The following is a 20,633-nucleotide window of genomic DNA, read 5'->3' as shown; positions in this document are numbered from 1 at the left end:
CCGATTTGTTCGATAATCGAAGTGCGGGGGATGCCCGGGCGCGCAAAACCGTGCCGCGGGCTTTGGAATGGACGTGGACGCTCGTGGAACCGCTCAACGCACGCTCGATGCTCGATGCCGCGACCAGCGCCGCGGCGAAGCCTGCTGACCAACCCTTTGTGGAGCGCCGCCGCCGGCTCTCGCCCGCAGCGCTCGAGGTCGTCAATCAGAAGGTCGCCCGCGCCTATTCGCCCATCGTGATCGCCGGCTTCGTCCGCCTGGCTGATTTCGCGTTGCTCAGCCTCGTCGGCATTGCGCTCTACGCCGGCTATGTCATGCCGCTCGCCGGTGGGTTCAACTGGGTCTATCCTGCGGAGATTATCGCGGTGGCGGTCGCCGCTGTGGTCTGTTTCCAGGCCGCCGACATCTACCAGGTGCAGTTGTTCCGCGGGCAGCTTCGGCAGATGACGCGGATGATCTCGTCCTGGTCGTTCGTCTTCCTGCTCTTCATCGGCATCTCGTTCTTCGCCAAATTCGGCAGCGAAGTGTCGCGGCTGTGGCTTGCCGCCTTCTACTTCCTCGGGCTCGCCGCGCTGATGGCCGAGCGTCTCGTCCTGCGCTCGCTGGTGCGCGGCTGGGCGCGCGAGGGCCGGCTCGACCGCCGCACCATCATCGTCGGCTCCGACAGCAACGGTGAGCAACTGGTCCAGGCGCTGAAGGCGCAGGAGGATTCCGACATCCACGTTCTCGGCGTGTTCGACGATCGCAACGACAGCCGCGCGCTCGACACCTGCGCCGGCGCGCGCAAGCTCGGCAAGGTCGACGATATCGTCGAATTCGCTCGCCGCACTCGTGTCGACCTCGTGCTGTTCGCGCTGCCGATCTCGGCGGAGACCCGCATCCTGGAGATGCTGAAGAAGCTCTGGGTGCTGCCGGTCGACATTCGCCTCTCCGCGCACACCAACAAGCTGCGCTTCCGGCCCCGCTCCTATTCCTATCTCGGCGAAGTGCCGACGCTGGACGTGTTCGAGGCGCCGATCACCGACTGGGATCTGGTGATGAAATGGCTGTTCGACCGCATCGTCGGCAGTCTCGCGCTGCTCGCCGCGCTGCCGGTTATGGGACTGGTGGCGTTGGCCGTGAAGCTCGACAGCCCCGGCCCGGTGCTGTTCCGCCAGAAACGCTTCGGCTTCAACAACGAGCGGATCGACGTCTACAAATTCCGCTCGATGTACCACCATCAGGCCGATCCGACCGCCTCGAAGGTCGTGACCAAGAACGATCCACGTGTCACCCGCGTCGGCCGCTTCATCCGCAAGAGCAGCCTCGACGAGTTGCCGCAGCTCTTCAACGTGGTCTTCTCGGGCAACCTCTCGCTGGTCGGCCCGCGTCCGCATGCGGTGCAGGGCAAGCTCCAGAGCCGCCTGTTCGACGAAGCCGTCGACGGCTACTTCGCGCGCCACCGCGTCAAGCCCGGCATCACCGGCTGGGCGCAGATCAACGGCTGGCGCGGCGAAATCGACAATGAAGAGAAGATCCAGAAACGCGTCGAGTTCGACCTCTATTACATCGAGAACTGGTCGGTGCTGTTCGATCTCTACATTCTCCTGAAGACGCCGATCTCGCTGCTAACCAAGAACGAGAACGCGTATTGAATTGAGTTTATCTGTCATGCCCCGCGAAGGCGGGGCATCCAGTACTCCGCAGCGCCAACCGTTGTCCGCAATAGGCGCCGCGGAGTACTGGATCGCCCGGTCAAGCTGGGCGATGACAGCGGTATTGTGGCGTACCAGTAGCGTAAGCGTATGAGCGTGCGATGGCGTATGCGGCGACAGCCGGTGAAGTGAACGTAGCCGTACGGGCTGCACCCGGCGTGCTGGCCCTCCAGCGCGCGCTGGTATGGCTGGTCGGCGCGTCGGGCGCGATCGTGTTCATCGAGCCGAGTCCCTACGAGATCGCGACGCTGCTCGCGACTGTCACCTTCTTTGCCACCGGTCTGCGGCTGAAGCTCGCGCTGATGCCGCTGGTGCTGATATTGGTCCTGCTCAATGTCGGCTACACCATCAGCGCGATCCCGCTGCTCGATCAGTCCGAGGTGGCGAGCTGGATCGCGACCTCCTGGTATATGGCGGTGACCGTGGTGTTCTTCGCGATGGTCACCTCGGAGGATACGGCGGCCCGGCTCGACATGCTTCGCCGCGGGCTCGTGGTCGGCGCCATGGTGGCCTCGTTATTGGCGGTCGCCGGTTACTTCCACCTGATCCCCGGCGGAGACGATCTCCTCACGCTCTACGGACGCGCGCGCGGCACGTTCAAGGATCCGAACGTGCTCGGCGCCTTCCTCATCCTGCCGGCGCTGTTCTCGCTCCAGAGCGTGGTTTCGGACAAGCTCGGCAAGGCGTTCCGCAATGTCATCGGCTTCGGCCTCATGTCGCTGGCGATCCTGCTCGCCTTCTCCCGCGCCGCCTGGGGCGGCTTGGTGTTGACCTCCGCCTTCATGCTGGCGCTGATGGTGTTGACCAGCCGCACCAACGCGCAGCGCTCCCGCATCATCGTCATGGCGATCGTCGCCGCGGTGCTGGGACTGGCCTTGATCGCGGTGCTGCTGTCATTCGACTCGATTGCCGAGATGTTCAAGCAGCGCGCGAGCTTCGACCAGAGCTATGACGAGGGCCGCTTCGGCCGGTTCGGCCGCCACATTCTCGGCGCCGAGATGGCGCTCGACCTGCCGTTCGGCATCGGCCCCCTGCAATTCCACCGCTTCTTCCCCGAGGACACCCACAACTCCTATCTCAACGCCTTCATGTCCGGCGGCTGGCTCTCCGGCGTGTGCTATCCCGCGCTGGTCTTCACCACCGTCATCATGGGCTTCCGCCACATCTTCGTCCGCGTGCCCTGGCAGCGCGCCTATCTCGCGGTGTTCTCTGCCTTCATCGGCACTATCGGCGAAAATTTTGTGATCGACACCGACCACTGGCGGCACTTCTGGATGATGCTGGGCGCGATGTGGGGCATGATCGCGGCCGCACAGGTCTACAAAATCAAGGCTGACGACGAAGCTTCTTCAGCTTGAGAGCGGGACGCTTCTCCGGCGGGGTCTCGAGCAGGCCCTTGAGCGCCTCCGTGGCTGCGAGCACGGCCTTGTAGCCCTCATTGGCGAAGCGCAGCAGCAGACGCAGTTCCTCGTCTGAATAGCCGCCGAACACCTTCTCCATCGCCTGCTGCATCGGTACGTAGAACTGACCGATCTTCATCGCCGCGTCCGGCACGACCGCGATGAAAACCTTCCGGCGATCGGTCTCGTCGCGTTCACGGCGCACCAAGCCAGCCTTTTCGAGCCGGTCGACCACGCCGGTGATGGCGCCGGTCGTGAGCCCCGTGACCTCGGCCAGCCGGCCCGCAGTGACACGGCCTTCGAGATACAGGATGTCCATGCATTCAAGGTCGGAATTGGCAATTCCGGCAACGTTCGCAACGGTCTGGCCGTAGAGCACGCCCTGCGCGGACGACCTGCGCATCGCCTCCTCGAGCTCCTGCAACAGCGCATCGCGCGCCTTCGTCCTTGACAAGATCCGCCTCATCACTTAGTCGGTATACATCTTAGCTACTAAGAGATTTAGCTAGCCGTAATTTCTCCTAGCACCGCGGAAACGTCGGGAGCAAGCCATGTCCTATCGTCCCCGCAAGGCCCTGATCATCGGCGCCGGCATCGCCGGGCCCGTCGCTGCGATCCTGCTTCGCCGGGCCGGCATCGAGTCGGCGATCTATGAGGCCTGGCCCTATTCGAAGGGCATTGGCGGCGGCCTTCAGATCGCACCGAACGGCATGCATGTCATGGACGAGATCGGCCTTGCGAAAGAGTTGATCAGCCGCGGCTCGGTCGCGGAGGCCTTCGACTTCTATTCGCAGGACGGCGAGCGGCTCGGCTCGATCAACCGCGACATGGAGCGGCGCTTCGGCCAGCCGGCCGTCAACATCTCCCGCGCCACGCTGAACGAAATCCTGATCGACAAGGCCTGGTGTGCCTGCGTCTCACTCTACTTCGAGAAGCGCCTGATCAAGATCGAGGACCGCGGCGACCAGCCGATCATCGCCTACTTCGCCGACGGCACCACGGCCGAGGGCGACTTCCTGATAGGCGCCGACGGCGTTCACTCGGTGGCGCGCCGCCAGGTGGTGCCGGATGGGCCGCAGCCGTTCAACACCGGACTGATCGGCTTCGGCGGCTTCGTGCCGCACGCGGTGCTCGACGGCAGGCCGATCGGCCGCCACGTCGAGACGACGTTCGGACAGAGTGGCTTCTTCGGCTACGGCTATTGCAGCCCCGAACCGGACGACGGCGTGATGTGGTGGAGCACGCAGCCGGCGCACGGCATGGACGCGGTGATGTTTCGCGCGCTCGACCACGCGACGATGAAGCAGCATCTGCGCGGCTTTCATCGCGGCTGGCACGATCCGATTTCCGACATCATCGAAGCGGCCGAGAACATCGTCGTCACCGACACGCTCGACGTCGCGACCTTGCCGACCTGGTCGCGCAAGCGCTCGCTGCTAATCGGCGATGCGGCGCATGCGACCAGCCCCCATGCCGGCCAAGGCGCTTCGCTGGCGCTGGAGGATGCGATGCGGCTCGCGCGGCTGATGCAGGAGGGGCAGGAGCTCAGCGCCACGTTCCAGACCTTCGAGGCCGCGCGCCGCCCGCGCACCGAAAAGATCGTCGCCATGGCGCGCCGCAATGGCAACAGCAAGCGCGAGTTTAGCGCCACCGGTGCGTGGGTTCGCAATCAGATGCTGAAGTGGCTCCTGCCACTCGGCGCCAAGGGCATGGATTTCATGTACGCCTACGACGCGCGGGCGGTGTGATTTGGCGGGCCCTCAGGATGACGACCGGGTACGCGGCACTCATTTCAACGAGCACCGATGATGCTTAGCCTCATCCTGAGGAGACCGCGAAGCGGGCGTCTCGAAGGACGAGGCGCGCGCTCAGGGCGCGCAAAGCGCCATATGCGATTGCCCCGCAGCTTGCGACGAGAGGCGAGGAGCTACGTCTCCACCTCGAACGTCAGCCCCGCATTGTCACGCAGCCGCTTGATCAGCTTGTGCTGCATCGCTGCACCCGGTGTCCAGAAGCCGGCCGGAACGTCAGCCGCATCGCGCAGCAGGCAGATCGCGCATTCGGAGATCATCCTCGAGGTCGAGCCGTAGCCGGGATCGCGGTCACCGGTGACGCCGGCGCGCACCTGGCGGCCGTCGGGCGCGATCGCAACATACAGCAGATCGAAGAGGCCGTTCTCGCGCTCTTCCTTCGAAGGTCCCTCGCCCGGCTTCGGTGCGCCGGGGCCGGTCTTGCCGGCGTTTGCCGCCATCACGCGCTTCGCGTTGGCCTCGCCCATCTCGCCCGGACCGGTCAGCACCATCTCGTCGTAGACGAAATCCTTGCCGTAGGGAAAGCCCATCAGCATGTTGGAGCGGTGAACGTTGCGCGTGTTGATCAGCGCCATCGCGAACGGGGCCGCCCAGGATTGCAGGTCCTCCTCGACGAAGGGCTTGTTGCCCTTCGGCTGCTTCGGGCCGGTGAAGCCGGGCGTCAACGCAAACGGATCGTTCAGGATCGCGACAAGGCTGAGGTCCTTGGCAACCGCATCGAAGGTCGCTTTTGCACTCGCCGCGGTGCCGCCTGACAGCGTACCACGCATGTCGCGCACGCGGCCCTTGACGCGCGGCGCCGGCGCGCCGAACACGCGCTTGGCCTCTTCCTGCACGAAGAAAGTGCCAAGCTCGAACGGCACGGAATCATAGCCGCAGGAAAACACGATGCGCGCGCCGCTTGCCTTGGCCGCGGCCTCGTATTTGTCGATCATCTTCCGCATCCAGACCGGCTCGCCGCAGAGATCGAAATAATCCACGCCCGCAGCGACGCAGGCCGCGAGCAGTTCCTCGCCGTAGAACTGATACGGTCCGACCGTCGTGATCACCGATCTGGTCTGCGCCACCATCGCCTTCAGCGAAGCCGCATCCGACGCGTCGGCCACGATCAATGGCGTCTCGGCGTGTGCGCCGATCGCTTCGCGCACCGATCTCAGCTTGTCGAGGCTGCGGCCGGCCAGCGCCCATGTCAGCGCCTTGCCGTCCTTGTAATGCGCCGACAGATATTCGGCGACGAGTTGGCCGGTGAAACCGGTCGCGCCGTAGACGACGATGTCGAATTTCGCAGAGCTCATAATCGGCCTTTACTTTTTCGCGTAGCTCACGCCCATGCCGGCACGGACGTCGCTTTGAATGCCATAGGGCGGAATCGGATAGCGCAGGCCATTCTTAGCCAGCGCCTTCATGCCCTCGATTGCCTTGGCGAGGTGCGAGGGCTTCAAGGCCATCAGCATCTCCTCGTCCGGCACGCCGCCATAGCGCCGTTCGGCATAGCATGGCAAGGACAGGCTGGGCTCGCCGGTCTTGAGCGCCCGCCCCCAGGAATCCGCGCAGGCGGTCTCCCCGACCACGCCCCATTCGAACTTCCTGTAGCCGGTATATTGCAGCCCGTTGATCAGGATGATCATCTGCCCGGGCGTCGCGTAAACGAGGCAAATGTCGGGCGGATCGAGCCTGCCGCTCGCGAGCGGGCTGACGGCGAGCGCCTGATATTGCCCGAACGGCACCACATCGAGCGCTTCCTGGCGCTTGCGTGCATCTTCCGCCGTGCCGTGCCACACCCCGACGTAACTGTCGCCCGCGAGCCATTTATCATCCTGCGGCGCAAGACCGATCACGGCGCGGCATTGCGCACCCACGAGATCGTCGGCGGTGATGCCGACGGTCCATCCCAGACGCGCGGCCATGCTGACGATCTGGTCGGTGGTGTGGATCGCGTTCGGCCGCCGGATTTTTGGGATCGCCTCCATGTCCGCGGCGCGCGCGAACAGTTTCATGCCGATCACCGTCGTCTTCAGCCGGAGCAGGCTGTTGAGATCGGCGACGAGTGCAGCAAGGTCGATCCTATCCGCGCTCTGCTGTTGCATGGCGTCCTCCGGTCCGGCGATCGCGCGCCGCCTGTTGTTGTTTGCGGCTCTCGTTCTAGTCCTTGGTGGGCCCCGGAAGCAACTCGCCGGTCCTGCCCATCAGGCGGTAGGCCACGAGGCCGATCCACTCGCGCACGGCGACGTCGGTTCGGCCAAGCCCGTCCGCACCCATATTGGTGAAGGAAAAGAGATCGTCACGCCCGCCCATTCGCCAGTCCACCGGGTAGGCTTCGACGTCAAATCCGGCCTTGCGAAAGATCCCCATCGAGCGCGGCATGTGAAAGGCCGACGTCACCAGAAGCCAGCGCTCGCCCGGCTTCGGCGACACCAATTGCTTCGTGAAGATGGCATTCTCCCAGGTGTTGCGGGAGTCCCGCTCGAGGATCAGGCGTTGCTTCGCTATGCCGACATTCTCCAGGACTGGCGCGGAGTAATCAGCTTCCCTCGCGACGGTCGAGACCAGGTTCGACGTGCCTCCGGTGAAGACGATACGCGCATTGGGATAGCGGCGCGCGAGCTCGGCCGGCGCAAACAGACGATCGGCCGCGTGCGCGACCACCGGCGTGCGATGAGCCGCCGACAGATCGGTGTCGACGGAGCCGCCGAGCACGATGATGCCGTCGGGCGCACCGCGCGACGGATCCCAGGGCGCAAAGCGCGACTCCAGCGGATAGAGCAAGAGATTGCCGAGCGGCGAGAACGCTGCGAGCGCCAGCAGAACCAGCGTGACTGCGGCAAGCTTGCGGCCGAACGCGGCAAAGCGCGTCGCCATCAGCACGACAGACACGATCCCAAGCTCGACCAGGAGATTGATCGGCAGCAGCGCGACACCAAGGGTCTTGGAAAGAGCGAAAAACAGGAGAGCCTCGCTGGAATGATCGTGCCCGTCATGCGCGGGCTTGACCGGCCCGGCCTTCTTCAGAAATCTTCTTGAAAGAGGATCGATCGCCGGGTCAAGCCCGCGGCCGATGAAACCAACCGGACCCGGCAAATGACCCATCATCACCTGCATTCCAGCCCCGAAACCTGCCATTGGGGCTTCTTCGAAGCCGCGCTCAGGCCTGTCCTCACCATCGCCAGCGGCGACGAGGTGACGATCGACACCATCAGCGGCGGTCCGGACATGCTGCCCGACCGCAATCAGTTTCACATTCCGCCGGAGATGTTGGAGGTTCACGCCAGGAACGAGCGCATGCTGCCCGGCCACATCCTCACCGGTCCGATCGCGGTCGAAGGCGCCGAGCCCGGCGATGTGCTCGCGGTCGAGATCCTCGACGTCGAGCTCCGGCAGGATTGGGGCTGGAACATGATCAAGCCGCTGTCCGGCACCCTGCCCGACGATTTCCACGCGACGCGTATCCTGAACATCCCGCTCGACCGAACGCGGATGACCGGCCGCATGCCATGGGGTCTGGACCTGCCGCTCAAACCGTTCTTCGGCGTGATGGGCGTGTCGCCGCCGCCGGCCTGGGGCCGCATCTCCTCGCTGGTCCCCCGCGCGATGGGCGGCAATCTCGACAACAAGGAGCTCGGCGCGGGCGCAACACTTTATTTGCCGGTGTTCGTGCCGGGCGCGCTGTTCTCCTGCGGCGACGGGCACGGCGTGCAAGGCGACGGCGAGGTCTGCGTCACCGCGATCGAGACTGCACTCCGGGGCCGCTTCCGCCTGACATTGCGCAAGGATCTCAAGTTCGACTATCCCCGCGCCGAGACGGCGACGCACTACATGACCATGGCGATGGACCCCGACCTCGACCAGTGCGTGGTGCGCGCGCTGCGCGACATGATCGCGCTGCTCGGCGAGACGCGAAACTTGTCGCGTGAGGACGCCTACACGCTGTGCAGCCTGGCCGCCGATCTGCGGGTGACGCAGACCGTTAACGGCGCCAAGGGTATCCATTGCATGATCGAAAAGGCGATCGTGCACGGCTGAGCCGGCGCGCCTCTCCTGATGTGGTGACGCCACGCCGCCGCCCGGCTTTCGGGCGACGTGCCGCGCCATGCCCGAACTTCTCCAGCGATTCCAACGGGCTGACATACCGGTCTGGCCCGGATTTGACTTGCACCCCCGAACCTAAATAGAGTCTTAATCGTTACTTTTATGTACCCGAGTAAGAGGCTAGCGTTCGGGCCATGGCCACCGAAAAAGCCGAGACTGACCGCATTCCCGTAACCTTGGCGCTCTCGACCATCACCTATCTGGAGAAACTGGTGAGACAGGGCACCCACGGCACGAGCGTTCCCGGCGTTGCGCGGACATTGATCGAGGAAGGCATCCGTCTCGCCATCAAGGACGGGCTTTTGTCGATCCGCGACAATGGCAGGACGTGAGCGCGCGCCTGACGTGAGGCGGACCGATCTCGAGAGGCGGATGGCCGACATCTGCAACCTGGGACCGTTACACATGCCTGCTCTTTCCCCGACTCCTTCTCAGACCGCTTCACCGACTTGGACCGACGAACGCATTGAACTCTTGAAGCGGCACTTCGACGCCGGCCTCTCCTGCCGAGAGATCGCCGCCGACATCGGCGTCAGCCGCAACGCCGTGATCGGCAAGCTGTCCCGATTGAATCTGACGCGGGGCCGGACGGTCGATGACCGCAAGGTTCACGACAGGGGCTTTGCGCCGGCGCGCGCGTCGAGGGCCGTCCCGCGGCTGCAATACGAGATGCTCGCCACGATCTACGGCGAGACCGGCATGCCCGTGGTTGCAGAGCCGATCGACGACGGCAACCGCTGCTCGCTGCTGGAGCTGTCTGAGAATCGCTGCCGCTGGCCGATCTCGACGCCGGGCGAAGACGATTTCTGCTTCTGCGGCAATGCTGCGCCGGAGGGCCAATCCTACTGCGGCGGCCACAGCCGCCTCGCCTACCGGCCGAACTCACGCACCCGCGCTATCCGCGGCTGAAACAGGCACTCCCACAACGAAAAACCTCCGGTGGGGCATCACCGGAGGTTTCTGGAGGCTTAGCGTGAAGCCAAGAGCCGCAACTTTCGTAATCGGCTGAGAGCTATATAGCTTAGTAACTCAGGTAAGTAAATAAATCTGAGGCGATTGAATCGCATAGCACGTCTTCATCGACTGCGTGGGAGGCTGCCGATTCCGAACCGCCTCCTTGTAAAAAAGCCCCGGCGGTTTCCCGCCGGGGCTGCTTCATCTTCGAAGACCGAGCTTACCAGTTGCGCTGTGCGCGCAGCAGCAGGCTGTAGGTGTCCTGGTCCTTCAGCTCGTAGGTGGCCGCCGGCTTGGCGACAGTCGTCAGTGCTCCGGTCGTGATCGCGCCCGAGTACTTCTGGTCGAGATGGCTGTAGGTGAAGTCAGCCGAGAACGTCAGGTTCTTCACCGGCGTCCAGCGCGTGATGACGCCGACCTGGCCAATGTTGAAGTCCGGGTTGCAGGTACCGGTCAGGGTGGCGAACGCCGCGCTGCCGCAGATCAGGCCCTTGGCGGTGCCGTTGTAGTTGACCGCAGCCCACGCACCATAGAGTGCCGTGTTCCAGTACGGGCTCCAGTTGTGGGTGTAGGCACCCCGGAAGCCGTAGGTCTTGGTCAGCTCGAGGTTGCCGCCCGGGCCGAACACCGCGTCAGACACGCCGGCGAAGCCGATGCTCTGATAAGCGGCGTTCGAGCTGCCGAACATCGAGTAGCTGGTCGCTGCCAGCGACTGGAAGTTGTAGCGGCTCGCGCCCTCGGTGTAGACGCCGGACAGATTGATCACGTCGCCGGCGCCGGTCGGAATGTTCTTGATCGACAGAGCGAGCTGGACGGCCCAGCCCCACTTGTCTTCCGGATGACCGGTGACTTCAGTGGCGCCGTAATAGCCGACGTGGTTGTCGTGTGCGGCGACCGACGCCTGGAACATACCCCAGGCCTGGTCGACGCGGACCATACCGACGAGGTCGGGAGATCGGGTGCCGCCGATGTCGTTCGAGCCGTAGGCGCCGCCGAGGACGCCGGTGGTGCTCATGCCCGCCGTGTTCCAGAGGTTGGTCGTGAAGAACTGAGTCTGGTCCTGCGCCGAGATCGTCGCCGTCACGCCCTGGCCGAAATCGGCCGTGTAGGTGAACTGGGCGACGCCGTTGGTCGAGCCGCTGCCGCCGACCAACTGGTCGAAGTTGTTGCCGGGATAGTTGACCCAGGGCGCGTCGAACTGCGATACCGCCTTACCCATCGTGAAGCCGGCGAACTGGATGAAGGCATAGTAGACGCCGAGCGCGCCGCCCGAGATGCCGCCGTCGGTGCCGTTGACGTTGCCGCTGGAGGAGCCGACGAGGCCCGTGCCCGCAGCGTTGAGGCCGAGGGTGCCGCTGTACTGGGTGGCGCCCGTGCCCGAACCGGTGCCGACATAATTGCCGGTCGTCCAGGTGAAGACCGCGTCGAAATAGGTGCGGACCACGCCGTACTCGGTCGCGGTGCGCGTGTCGATGTTGAGATCTTCACGAGCGCGCATCGAGTAGTAGTTCGTCAAGCGGTTGTTCGCCGCGAAGACGCCGTTGTACTGGGCGCTGTAATTGCCGCCCGCGTTGAGGGCGACTTCAGCACGCAGATAACCGCCCAGCTTGATGCAGGTGTCGGTCCCTGGGATGTAGTAGAAACCCGCACCATAGAGCGTGCAGATCTTGACGTATTCGACCGCCTTGGCCTTGACCGGAAGATCGGCCGCCTGGGCTCCACCGACGGCGATCAGACCCGCCGCAGTGCCGAGCAAAAGGCTCTTCACCAGTTTCATTTAAAACCTCCAAGTTGCTCATTTTACGGAGACCAGACCGTATGGCCCCCCAGATCTCCGTCTCTCAAATCCGCTCGGCCGCTTTGCGCTTTCGGACACACCCGCTTCGAGCGAGGGACGTGAGCGAACCACCTGCAACGGGACGATCGAGAACCCCCCACCGTCATGGATCAATATGCCTGCGTCGTTCGGTAATCAAAATAGTTTATTAGATCAGCTTTTTGGTTTTGCTGAACCTGTGCCCGGCGCGCAACACCGACGGCTCAAGGAGCAATCAACTGAGCTGATCATCTTTGTAGTTTTAGTGACAAAATTACCCTGCTCTGCACTTGCGTCAGGACAGGCTTGCGTGGACTATGGCCTGCTACGAACACTGGCCTGAAGAATCAGTTCACCGGGAGTGACGCTGTGTCCGCAACGAGGAAAGAGGGTTCACGCCTGCGCTCCGTCGGCAATCTGGATATCATCAGGCGCTTCACCTGGGAGATCTCTTCGATCAACATGTATCTGGAGGAGCTGCGTCAGTTCTGGGCGAGGACGCTCGGCATCAGCGGCCCGCAATGGCTGATCCTGATGGCCATCTCCGACCTCGATAAGGACGACGGCATTCCGGTCAACGTCGTCTCCAAGCTTCTCCACGTCGATCCGTCGTTCGTCACCACCCAGTCCAAGCTGCTCGAGAAAAAGGGCCTGTTGCGCCGTCGGCCCTCGCCGACCGACGCCAGGGTGGTCCGGCTGTCCCTGACCGAGAAGACACAGAAGCACCTGGCGAGCCTCAACGAGCAGTACAAGACCATCAAGGAATTCGTCTTCCAGGAGTTCGACGAGCAAGAGCTCACCGAATTCACCGCCAAGCTCGCAATGCTGAAGTCCCGCCTCGAGAAGGCCTGCGTCCGCCTCACACTCGATTTCTGACGCGCGCTTTAGATCATATCTGGCCGGTTGCGCCGAGCCGCGATTCGAGCCAGTCGAAGATGTATTCGTTGGCAAGGCTCGGATTGTCCGCATGGGCCTGCGCCGCGCCAGTCTCGGCCGCAGTGAACACCTTCAACATGACATCCGACGAGCTGCCAATACGGGAGCTCTGGACGATCTGACGCGCCCGGTCGGCCTTGAGCCAGCCATCCTCGCCGAGCGTGATCAACACAGGGCAGTCGATGCTGGAAGCCATCAGCGGCGCATGCGGCACCGGCACGATGCTGACGTCGCTCAGTGCGAATCGGCTGGCGAAGAAGGCCCGCTCGTGCAGGTCCCACAGGCCGCCGTCGCAGACGGCGGCGGCAAGCCGCGGCTCCTGCAACACCGCGCGCGCCACGAACGAAGAGCCCCAGCCATCCGCGACGATTGCAACGCGCGCGAAATCGACGTCACTGCGCGTCTCCAGATAGTCCATGACGCACGGTATCGCGCTCTCGAGATCCCGGCGCCGCAACAGCACATCGATATAATCGTCGCGCTGATCGCCGAACAGGTCCAGCGCCAGCACCGAGAATCCACGCTCGCACGCATGTGGCACGAGCTTGAAGAGAAATTCCTCCTTGCGGTGGCCGGGTTCGCCGATGCAGATCACGGTCGGAGCCCGCCCGCTTCCCGTCGGCGCAGGGAGGAAGTAGCCCTGCAGCGCATGTCCGTCGAGCCAAGGCACGGTCACGACTTCGCCGACCGGGCTGCGCGCCGAAAGGTAGCTGCGTGCGCATTCCTGCATTGCGAGCACAGCGACCCAGCGGCGCTCGTCGTCCTGCTCGAGCGGCATCGCCGCCGCGCCATAGTAGTTCATGGCGCGCAGCCAGTTGCGCCGTGCGCTCGCCATGTGGCCTTCTGCGGAGGCAGCCTCGGCGCGCTGCCGATTGGCTTGCGCCAGCTTCTTCCACTCGCGGTGCCAGGAGCGGCCGTCGCCCCGCTTCAGCTGCCGCGCGATCATCAGGCATTCGGCGATGGTGGCGCCGCCCTCCTGGGCGGCGGTGAGCAGCCGCGTGAATTCAGCGGAGATGTCCTCTCGCTCCGGGCAGAGGGTCCAGTCGTCGGAGAGGCATGCGGGCATCATCGGGAGCTACGCTCTATCGTCGCGTTACGCCTGGTTGACTAAACTATTTCAGGTCCCCAACCAAGCAGCCGCGACCAAAATGAAAGCCGTTCGAGATCACCATCGCTTGAACATTGTCGTGTCGCATGCGTGACATACCGATCGGTCATGATGCGGACGTCACATTGGCAAGAGGTGGCACACAAAATTGCCTGAGCACCTCTTGCCATGACGATCATCATACCCACATTGGCACCCCGCTCACAGGCGGTCTCAACCGAGCCGCCAGCCGACCTCCTGCGTAAAACTTTCGAAGAAGGCGCGGTCGTAGGCCTGCTCCGGCGCGGCGCGCACGCGCTCGTCCAGGCGCTTGGCGTCCTCGCCGACGAGAATGCGCCATCGCTCCGCCTTGACCCCGTCGAGAATGGTCTTCGCGGCCTCGGCCGCCGTCGTCGGCGCATCCTCCAGGAAGCTGCGGGCGCGCTCGGCAAACGCCGCCTGGATGTCCTCCTCAGTCATTTTGTCGGCATCTGGCACGCCGGCCGCGATCATGCGCTTGCGGGTCAGCGCGACCTCGTCGGCATTGAGCCGGTCCGAGCCGTCACTGCTCTGCACCTTGCGCGAATTGGAGACGATCGAGGTGCCGATGTGACCGGGCATCACCACCGAGCATTTGACGTGCGGCGCGTGCAGGCGGAGGTCGTTGATCAGCGCTTCGGTAAATCCCTTCACCGCGAACTTCGCCGAGCTGTAGGCGGTGTGCGCCTGGTTCATGCCGATCGAGGCCCAGAAGCCGTTGACGCTCGCGGTGTTGACGATGTGCGCCTCGTCCGCGGCGACCAGCATCGGCAGGAAGGTGCGCACGCCGAGATAGACGCCGCCCCAGCAGATGTTGAACGTGCGCTCCCACTGCTCGCGCGTGTTGGTGAACAGACTGCCGCCGCCGCCGATGCCGGCATTGTTGAACAACAAATGGATCCTGTCCGTCTTCTGCTGCTCGGCGAGCTCGTCGCGAAAACGCTTCAGATGGTCCTCGATCGCGACATCGGCGACATGCGTCGTGACGCGCAGGCCTTGCGGCAGCTTCTCGACCTCGCAGAGCCGCTTGGTCTCGGCCATCGCGGCTTCCGAGACGTCGCACATCGCAACGTTGCAGCCCTCGGCCACGAGCTGCCGTGCGAGCTCGCGCCCCATTCCCGTGCCTCCGCCGGTGATGACTGCGATCTTTCCTGCAAAATCCTTCATGGGACTTCGGTCCCTCCCCTTGTCGGTATGTTTCTTCAGAGCTGCCCGCGCTGCGGGGCGCCGCGTAAAATGTAGCAGCGTCGCTCGGCAGGTAAAAGCGCATCGGCGCGATCATTCGACGCCGGTGATTTCGGGCCGCGGACTATTCACATGAAGGCATCGGCAGCCTCGTCGAGGTCACCGCGGTCGAGATGAGGAGCGGTGCGCGGCAGCAGCTTGAGCGAGCACCAATGCCGTTAGCCTCATCCTGAGCAGACCGCGTGAAGTGGTCGTCTCAAGGACGACGCGCAAGACTGCTCAAAACCGTATGCGATAGCCCACAATCCGCCCGTCGCTGAGGCTGACCCCGTATTTGTCCGGCTTCGTGTTAGCGGGAATTTTTTTACAATCCGAATCGTCAAATCGATTCCATACGCTGGGGCAAGTCCGGCCCAGGCCAGCGTATTTCTTGCGATTCACAGGCTCTGGCACTCCGCTTGCATCCTCTTCGTGGTCAGAAATAACCGATGAGGTGACAGGAATGTTCGTGACCGTCGTTGCCGTGCTCTGCCGGCTAAGCGCAGCCAGCTCAAGCAGTTGCGTCGAGGAAATCGTGACCGACAGCAACATGACGCCCGAGATGTCGATGATGCAATGCGCGATCGGCGCACAGGCCCCGCTCGCGAAATGGATGGGCGAGCATCCCATCTATCGCGCCAACTGGCGCCTCGAGCGCTACAAATGCGTGCCTGGTCACTACGAGATCAAGGGCCACGCCTAGGCCCGTAGAACTACGACGTCGAGGAAACGCCCCGGAGGCGCACACCGCACGAACTGTTAGCGCCGAGCTCCTACGAAGAATTCAAACGAGTTTGCTACGTGGGAAAGTCAGCGAGATGCTGACCGTGACTGGCAAAAGCGACCGCTGCGGTCAGCAACAACCAATCGCAGCAGGCCGACGGCTGAGTCCTCGCACGCTCTGGCTACGAACGTAATCGATCCGGCTCAAGATACGCTCGCCAGTGTAATAGGCCTGGAGTAGGCTGCCGAAGCCACGTTTGTCGTGGCGATATTTTGGATCGGAGAAATCAATGTCAATAGTAAGAGCTGTTGCCCTGTTTACGATCCTTGCCTTCGGATGTGTTGTAGTCGCCGCGGGTTTCATGACATCGCCAGTATCCGCGGGCAAAATGGATGGCAAGCCGGGAGGGGGACGTAACTCGGCACACTATGACAATCCGAGCAGCGGCGGCGCAGCAAAGCCGCCGACTTCGACGAAGAAGTCACGTGCGCAATGAGAGTTGAGAGGGTCGCCGATTGACCCGAGCCTTGACGAGGATGGCCGCAGCGAAACATCGCTGCGGCCCGCGCGCCAAATGTGCCGGAGCATTTCGCAAGGAGCTAAATGGTAGTTCCATGCATGAGGCAATCGAAGCCACCGTATCGACCCGAACCTGCACCGCGTCCTCGCCGAGCAGATCCCACGCACCGGCCAGCTGAGGGACCTCGAAGCCTTCAACCGCGATTGTCCACGTTCTCGTGCGCGCCTATCTCGAAAGCCACCGCAAGGAGATGCGCAAGATCGCTCCGGGCCTTGCGACGTTCATCTGCGTCAGCGCGATCGAAGCGGTCGCACACAACACAGTGCTGAACCAGGCCGAGATGCTGCCAGAGAAAATGGTGAGGACGCTGGCGGACGAGACGACGCGGATGGTGGTGGGGTATTTGCGAGCAACCGCTTAGCAGTCGATATTGCGAGCGCTCATTGCGAGAGCATCGACAAGCCCCGAAGGTTGGGTCTCTACCTTGTCTGACTGGGCGTTGTGGCAGCTAACACAAATTGCGAAGCCCGAGCAGTTTGGAGATCGAAGGACTGTACTATCGAAGTAGAAGCCAAGTAGCGGCTGCTGCACGCGGCAATTTCGTGTCTTTGGGTTGCAGATCTACGGCGTGATGCGCCGCAGCGAAACAAGTGCTTGCTGCGCTGCCCTTAGTACTCTCGGAACTAGGCATCGAACCAGCGGTATGCATTCACCTTTGTCTGCACGAGAATGCGGGTGCAGGAACACAGGCCGATGAGTTTGCATTGTCCATCAGTTTTATGCGTGAGGCCGACCATGCAAGTTCTTTGTAGAATGATCGCGATTGCGACAATCCCAGCTTGGATGACGATCTGCTCGACTCCTGCTGTCGCGCAAAGCTTCGATGATAGGTGGTCCATCATTCCAAAAGCTCACGCGGAGCCAGCTCCTGAAGGGCTCGACCAGACAAAGAAGGACGAAACGCAATCGCAACCTTCGACCCCACAGCAAGCGCAACCTCTGACTCCGGAAGAGCCCTCGAAAGATAGTTTAGGAGCCCAATCTTCTCATCGAGTCATTTCCGGCAAAGCCTCCTACTATTCTTATCCCAAAGGCAAGACAGCAAGCGGTTCATCGTTTGATCGTAATCGGCTAACAGCGGCGCACCGCCACCTGCCCTTCGGCACCAAGTTGCGCGTCACTCACGGCAGCCGAAGCGTCATCGTGACAGTCAATGACCGCGGTCCGTTCGTCCGCAGTCGCGTCCTCGACCTTTCGCTGGCTGCTGCGCGCAGCTTGGGGATTACGGATCGTGGCGTGGCTCAGATTCGTGCAGAGGTGTTGTGAACATACAACCGGCGTCGAAGCGAAATTGCCTGCAATCAAAAGAACTCCGACGCTACTGCGCCATTGTTCTCGTCAGTATACCATTTACTCTGCGGGCCGACGGCAGCGCCGAATGGTGCAAATGCGATCACCCCCGATCCTCTACTTAAGTGCCTCAGCAGCCTCTTCTCCACCGCTGTCAAACCGCTTCGGAAAACCGTTATTCTCCAATGAGATCGCTACTGTGCATGGGGTTGTTTTCGGCGTTATTGTTTCCCGACCACCGAAGGGGCCACCCATTACTTGTCGCCACGCATCCGTGACGGCCGGGAGCAGGCTCCACGCCGACGGTCAATCCGCCCGACAGATGAGTTGAGAAAAATGGTCGGAGCGAGAGGATTTGAACCTCCGACCCCTAGTCTCCCAGATTGAATTTAAGCATTTTCCGGCGTTTCTCGTCTTTGCACAGAAATTCCAAAAAATAGCTCAAATATCTGATATTTCGTTGTTTTTCGGCCAAAAATCTTGTATCGGAGTAGCTGACTTTTCCCGGACTTTCCCCGCGCCGTGCCTACATGGTGCCGACACGGGCTCTGGCGGAGGCAGCTGTGGGGACTTCGAAACTCACCAAGACGGTCGCGGCCGAGCTCGCGCCGCGGGCGATCACGTTTATCGAATGGGACGCTGATCTCCCCGGGTTCGGGCTTAGAGTGACGCCCAATGGCGCGAAAGCGTGGATCATCGAATACCGCGCCGGCGGTGGTGGCCGGCGCGCTCCGTCGCGTCGGATGACACTGGGACCACTCGCCACCCTAACCGCCGAGAAAGCGCGCGGCGCTGCGAAAGACCTCCTGGCTGCCGCGCGCTTGGGCGCCGACCCGGCAAAGGATAGGCAGAGCGCCCGCGCGGCCCCCACGGTGGGCGAGCTGTCGAAGATCTTCCTCAAGCCCGAAACGAAGGTCGATCGCAAGGCATCGACCCTAGCGCTTTATGATCTGTATTTCCGGGTGCACATTCTTCCCGCGTTGGGCTCCAAGCGCGTTCAGGACGTCACGGATGCAGACGTGGTGAAGCTGCATCGCGATGTCGGTGTGGAGAAGCCGGTGACTGCGAACCGCCTGATCAAGGTTCTCTCGGGCTTCTTCTCTTGGGCGATCACCGACCAAAAAATTCGCATGGACAACCCTGCCAAGGGGATTGACCTATTTCGCGAAGAAGGGCGCGAGCGATACCTTACCTCGGAGGAGCTGTCTCGGTTGGGAGACGCGCTCCGGGAGGCCGAAACGACGGGCCTGCCTCACCTTGTCGACGACACGAAGAAGTCCAAGCACGCCCGGAAGCCCGAGAACAGGTTCACGAAGATCGACCAGTTCGCCGCCGCCGCTATTCGCCTGCTCATCTTCACTGGCGCGCGACTTCGGGAGATCCTGCACCTTGAGTGGCGAAACGTCGATCTCGAGCGCGGACTACTCTTCCTCGATGACAGCAAGACCGGCCGCAAACCTATCATACTGAACGCGCCGGCTCTGCAAATCCTGACCGACCTTCCCCGCATCGGGAAATACGTGATCGCTGGACAGTCGGCCGGCGCAAAGGATGAGCAGCCCCGCGCTGACCTGCAGCGACCGTGGGGCGCGCTCGTGAAGCGCGCCGCGCTAGGCGGCCTTCGCATTCACGATCTCCGCCACACCCATGCCAGCGTTGGCGCTGGCGCCAATCTAGGACTTCCGATCATCGGTCGGCTGCTCGGTCACCGCCATCCGGACACGACTGCCAAGTACGCGCACCTCGACAATGACCCGCTCCGCCGAGCGTCGGAGCGGATCGCAATCGAAATCGCGGCTGCTATGGGCGAGCCACCTCGCCCCGCCGCCGATGTGCGGTCAATAGGGCGCCGTAAATGAGCAAGCGTTTGCCGCCCTGCCCGGAACTGCCGAGACGTGCGCGTCTTGAGGCGAAGTCGAACTCATTCGCCGAACTCGACAAGATCGCGACCGCGCAGATTGCGCGGTTTGGTCTGTCTCCGAATGCGATCACCCTCTTAAAAAAATCTGGCCTCCAAGGCGAACTGCCGTTTGTCAGAAGGTCTGTCTACGTCGCTGGCATCACCGCTTGGGAGCGAGCAAGCTACTGGTCGAGCAACAAAGAGACCATCCGGAAAAGCCTTGCAAAGAAGCATGCGCTTCTCGGACAGATACGCGCGGACGCGCAAGAGCTCGCCGCCATTGTGCAGCGGGGCCGAGCTAAAACTGACGCAAGGCGGTTGTACGATCCCACGCTCTTGATGAAGCAGATGCGCGATGAGATTGTCTTCGAGAAGCTGGAAGAAGCAGCCGAGCTGATCGAGCACACCTTCCCTGGTCTCGACTACGTTTCCGATCATTGGGATAAGCTCGACATAGGCAAGCGCGAACCGCTGACCGAATTCTTCATCGAGAACCTTGCGGCGTTGTGGCAAACCCTGTTTGGACGACAGCCGCCTACGGCGAGAACCGGTGCCTTCGTGGAGTTCGCAAATGCCGGCTGGTCCTTGTTGGGCTGGGATGAGTATTCCGGCCGTAGTGGTCTCGGCAAAGCGATCTTCACCAAAGCGACGGCCGAAGATTGGTCCCTGTTAAAGCTCGCCTTTCAGCCCCGAACAGGGACTAGAACCGCCAAATAGTTTTCCTCACTTTCTTCCGCATCAACAACGGTTCGTTGGGTTGGCGGAAGGAAGCTCATCATGCAGCATATTAACCACGGCCCGGGCCAGAATGACGCGCGACGAACGCGCGGGCGCCCCAAGGGCTCGACTGGCAAGAGGCGCGAGCACGCACGCGAAGCCAGCACGCCGGCTCCATCCGGCTACCACAAACCGAAGAGTGCGGCTGCCTACATCGGCATGACCGAGGGCACGATGGCTAAGTGGAGATGCGCCGGCACCGGTCCCGCCTATATTCGGATCGGCGGTCGCATTCTCTACAAAGAAGCTGACCTCGACGCCTTCCGCGACGCCTGCCGCGTCGTCCCAGGCTGAACCACGCAGAATTGCAGCCGC

At 62.6% G+C, this 20,633-nt stretch carries 20 protein-coding genes; 13 read left to right on the top strand and 7 right to left on the bottom strand.

The window, feature by feature from the left end:
* Positions 1-83: 83 nt before the first annotated feature.
* Positions 84-1,634 (top strand): undecaprenyl-phosphate glucose phosphotransferase, encoded by a 1,551-nt coding sequence (locus IVB01_RS12485; protein WP_247420701.1) that lies wholly within the window; start codon positions 84-86, stop codon positions 1,632-1,634.
* Between the two features lie 161 nt (positions 1,635-1,795).
* On the top strand, positions 1,796-3,052 hold the full coding sequence (locus IVB01_RS12480) for an O-antigen ligase family protein (protein WP_247277091.1): 1,257 nt from the start codon (positions 1,796-1,798) through the stop codon (positions 3,050-3,052).
* On the opposite strand, the gene IVB01_RS12475 is transcribed toward IVB01_RS12480, so the two are convergent.
* Positions 3,021-3,497 (bottom strand): MarR family transcriptional regulator, encoded by a 477-nt coding sequence (locus IVB01_RS12475; protein WP_247277188.1) that lies wholly within the window; start codon positions 3,495-3,497, stop codon positions 3,021-3,023. The genes IVB01_RS12480 and IVB01_RS12475 overlap by 32 nt on opposite strands.
* A gap of 148 nt (positions 3,498-3,645) precedes the next feature.
* On the opposite strand from IVB01_RS12475, the gene IVB01_RS12470 reads away from it, so the two are divergent.
* Positions 3,646-4,842 (top strand): FAD-dependent monooxygenase, encoded by a 1,197-nt coding sequence (locus IVB01_RS12470; protein WP_247277090.1) that lies wholly within the window; start codon positions 3,646-3,648, stop codon positions 4,840-4,842.
* A gap of 179 nt (positions 4,843-5,021) precedes the next feature.
* Here IVB01_RS12470 and IVB01_RS12465 read toward each other — a convergent pair whose 3' ends face one another.
* The 3 genes from IVB01_RS12465 to IVB01_RS12455 are packed head-to-tail and all read right to left on the bottom strand — an operon-like array spanning position 5,022 to position 7,815.
* Positions 5,022-6,200, bottom strand: coding sequence for a saccharopine dehydrogenase NADP-binding domain-containing protein (locus tag IVB01_RS12465; protein WP_247277089.1), 1,179 nt, complete (start codon positions 6,198-6,200; stop codon positions 5,022-5,024).
* A gap of 9 nt (positions 6,201-6,209) precedes the next feature.
* On the bottom strand, positions 6,210-6,992 hold the full coding sequence (locus IVB01_RS12460; RefSeq protein WP_247277088.1) for a DUF169 domain-containing protein: 783 nt from the start codon (positions 6,990-6,992) through the stop codon (positions 6,210-6,212).
* Between the two features lie 55 nt (positions 6,993-7,047).
* A complete protein-coding gene (locus IVB01_RS12455; RefSeq protein WP_247277187.1) occupies positions 7,048-7,815 on the bottom strand; it encodes a YdcF family protein in 768 nt (255 codons plus the stop codon).
* A 168-nt stretch (positions 7,816-7,983) separates the two neighbouring features.
* Between IVB01_RS12455 and IVB01_RS12450 the strand changes: the two genes are divergently transcribed.
* The 3 genes from IVB01_RS12450 to IVB01_RS12440 all read left to right on the top strand — a co-directional run bounded on the left by IVB01_RS12450 (position 7,984) and on the right by IVB01_RS12440 (position 9,900).
* Positions 7,984-8,925 carry an acetamidase/formamidase family protein gene (locus tag IVB01_RS12450; protein ID WP_247277087.1) on the top strand — a complete coding sequence of 314 codons (942 nt, stop codon included), beginning with the start codon at positions 7,984-7,986 and terminating at the stop codon, positions 8,923-8,925.
* Positions 8,926-9,125: 200 nt separating this feature from the next.
* Complete coding sequence (locus tag IVB01_RS12445) at positions 9,126-9,323, top strand: hypothetical protein (protein WP_007603456.1); 198 nt, start codon at positions 9,126-9,128, stop codon at positions 9,321-9,323.
* Between the two features lie 73 nt (positions 9,324-9,396).
* Positions 9,397-9,900, top strand: coding sequence for a GcrA family cell cycle regulator (locus tag IVB01_RS12440; RefSeq protein WP_247277086.1), 504 nt, complete (start codon positions 9,397-9,399; stop codon positions 9,898-9,900).
* A gap of 265 nt (positions 9,901-10,165) precedes the next feature.
* Here IVB01_RS12440 and IVB01_RS12435 read toward each other — a convergent pair whose 3' ends face one another.
* On the bottom strand, positions 10,166-11,722 hold the full coding sequence (locus IVB01_RS12435; RefSeq protein WP_247277085.1) for a porin: 1,557 nt from the start codon (positions 11,720-11,722) through the stop codon (positions 10,166-10,168).
* A 408-nt stretch (positions 11,723-12,130) separates the two neighbouring features.
* On the opposite strand from IVB01_RS12435, the gene IVB01_RS12430 reads away from it, so the two are divergent.
* Positions 12,131-12,637, top strand: coding sequence for a MarR family transcriptional regulator (locus IVB01_RS12430; protein WP_247277084.1), 507 nt, complete (start codon positions 12,131-12,133; stop codon positions 12,635-12,637).
* Positions 12,638-12,650: 13 nt separating this feature from the next.
* Here IVB01_RS12430 and IVB01_RS12425 read toward each other — a convergent pair whose 3' ends face one another.
* Both IVB01_RS12425 and IVB01_RS12420 read right to left on the bottom strand, forming a co-directional pair.
* Positions 12,651-13,766 carry an alpha/beta hydrolase gene (locus IVB01_RS12425; protein WP_247277083.1) on the bottom strand — a complete coding sequence of 372 codons (1,116 nt, stop codon included), beginning with the start codon at positions 13,764-13,766 and terminating at the stop codon, positions 12,651-12,653.
* 252 nt (positions 13,767-14,018) lie between these two features.
* On the bottom strand, positions 14,019-14,990 hold the full coding sequence (locus IVB01_RS12420; RefSeq protein WP_247277082.1) for an SDR family NAD(P)-dependent oxidoreductase: 972 nt from the start codon (positions 14,988-14,990) through the stop codon (positions 14,019-14,021).
* 520 nt (positions 14,991-15,510) lie between these two features.
* Between IVB01_RS12420 and IVB01_RS12415 the strand changes: the two genes are divergently transcribed.
* The 6 genes from IVB01_RS12415 (at position 15,511) to IVB01_RS12390 (ending at position 20,612) form a co-directional block, all read left to right on the top strand.
* Positions 15,511-15,750, top strand: coding sequence for a hypothetical protein (locus IVB01_RS12415; protein ID WP_247277081.1), 240 nt, complete (start codon positions 15,511-15,513; stop codon positions 15,748-15,750).
* Positions 15,751-16,508: 758 nt separating this feature from the next.
* Positions 16,509-16,712, top strand: a complete 204-nt coding sequence (locus tag IVB01_RS12410; RefSeq protein WP_247277080.1) for a hypothetical protein — start codon at positions 16,509-16,511, stop codon at positions 16,710-16,712.
* Positions 16,713-17,086: 374 nt separating this feature from the next.
* Positions 17,087-17,617 (top strand): septal ring lytic transglycosylase RlpA family protein, encoded by a 531-nt coding sequence (locus IVB01_RS12405; protein ID WP_247474468.1) that lies wholly within the window; start codon positions 17,087-17,089, stop codon positions 17,615-17,617.
* 587 nt (positions 17,618-18,204) lie between these two features.
* Positions 18,205-19,500 (top strand): site-specific integrase, encoded by a 1,296-nt coding sequence (locus IVB01_RS12400; protein WP_247494581.1) that lies wholly within the window; start codon positions 18,205-18,207, stop codon positions 19,498-19,500.
* On the top strand, positions 19,497-20,258 hold the full coding sequence (locus tag IVB01_RS12395) for a hypothetical protein (protein ID WP_247494580.1): 762 nt from the start codon (positions 19,497-19,499) through the stop codon (positions 20,256-20,258). The genes IVB01_RS12400 and IVB01_RS12395 overlap by 4 nt, the downstream gene beginning before the upstream one ends.
* A 60-nt stretch (positions 20,259-20,318) precedes the next feature.
* On the top strand, positions 20,319-20,612 hold the full coding sequence (locus IVB01_RS12390; protein ID WP_247494579.1) for a helix-turn-helix domain-containing protein: 294 nt from the start codon (positions 20,319-20,321) through the stop codon (positions 20,610-20,612).
* Positions 20,613-20,633: the final 21 nt, after the last annotated feature.

The organism is Bradyrhizobium sp. 164, from assembly GCF_023073715.1.
Lineage (GTDB): Bacteria > Pseudomonadota > Alphaproteobacteria > Rhizobiales > Xanthobacteraceae > Bradyrhizobium.
The sequence above is the reverse complement of the archived record's forward strand: the minus strand, read 5'-3'. Positions and strand labels throughout refer to the sequence as shown.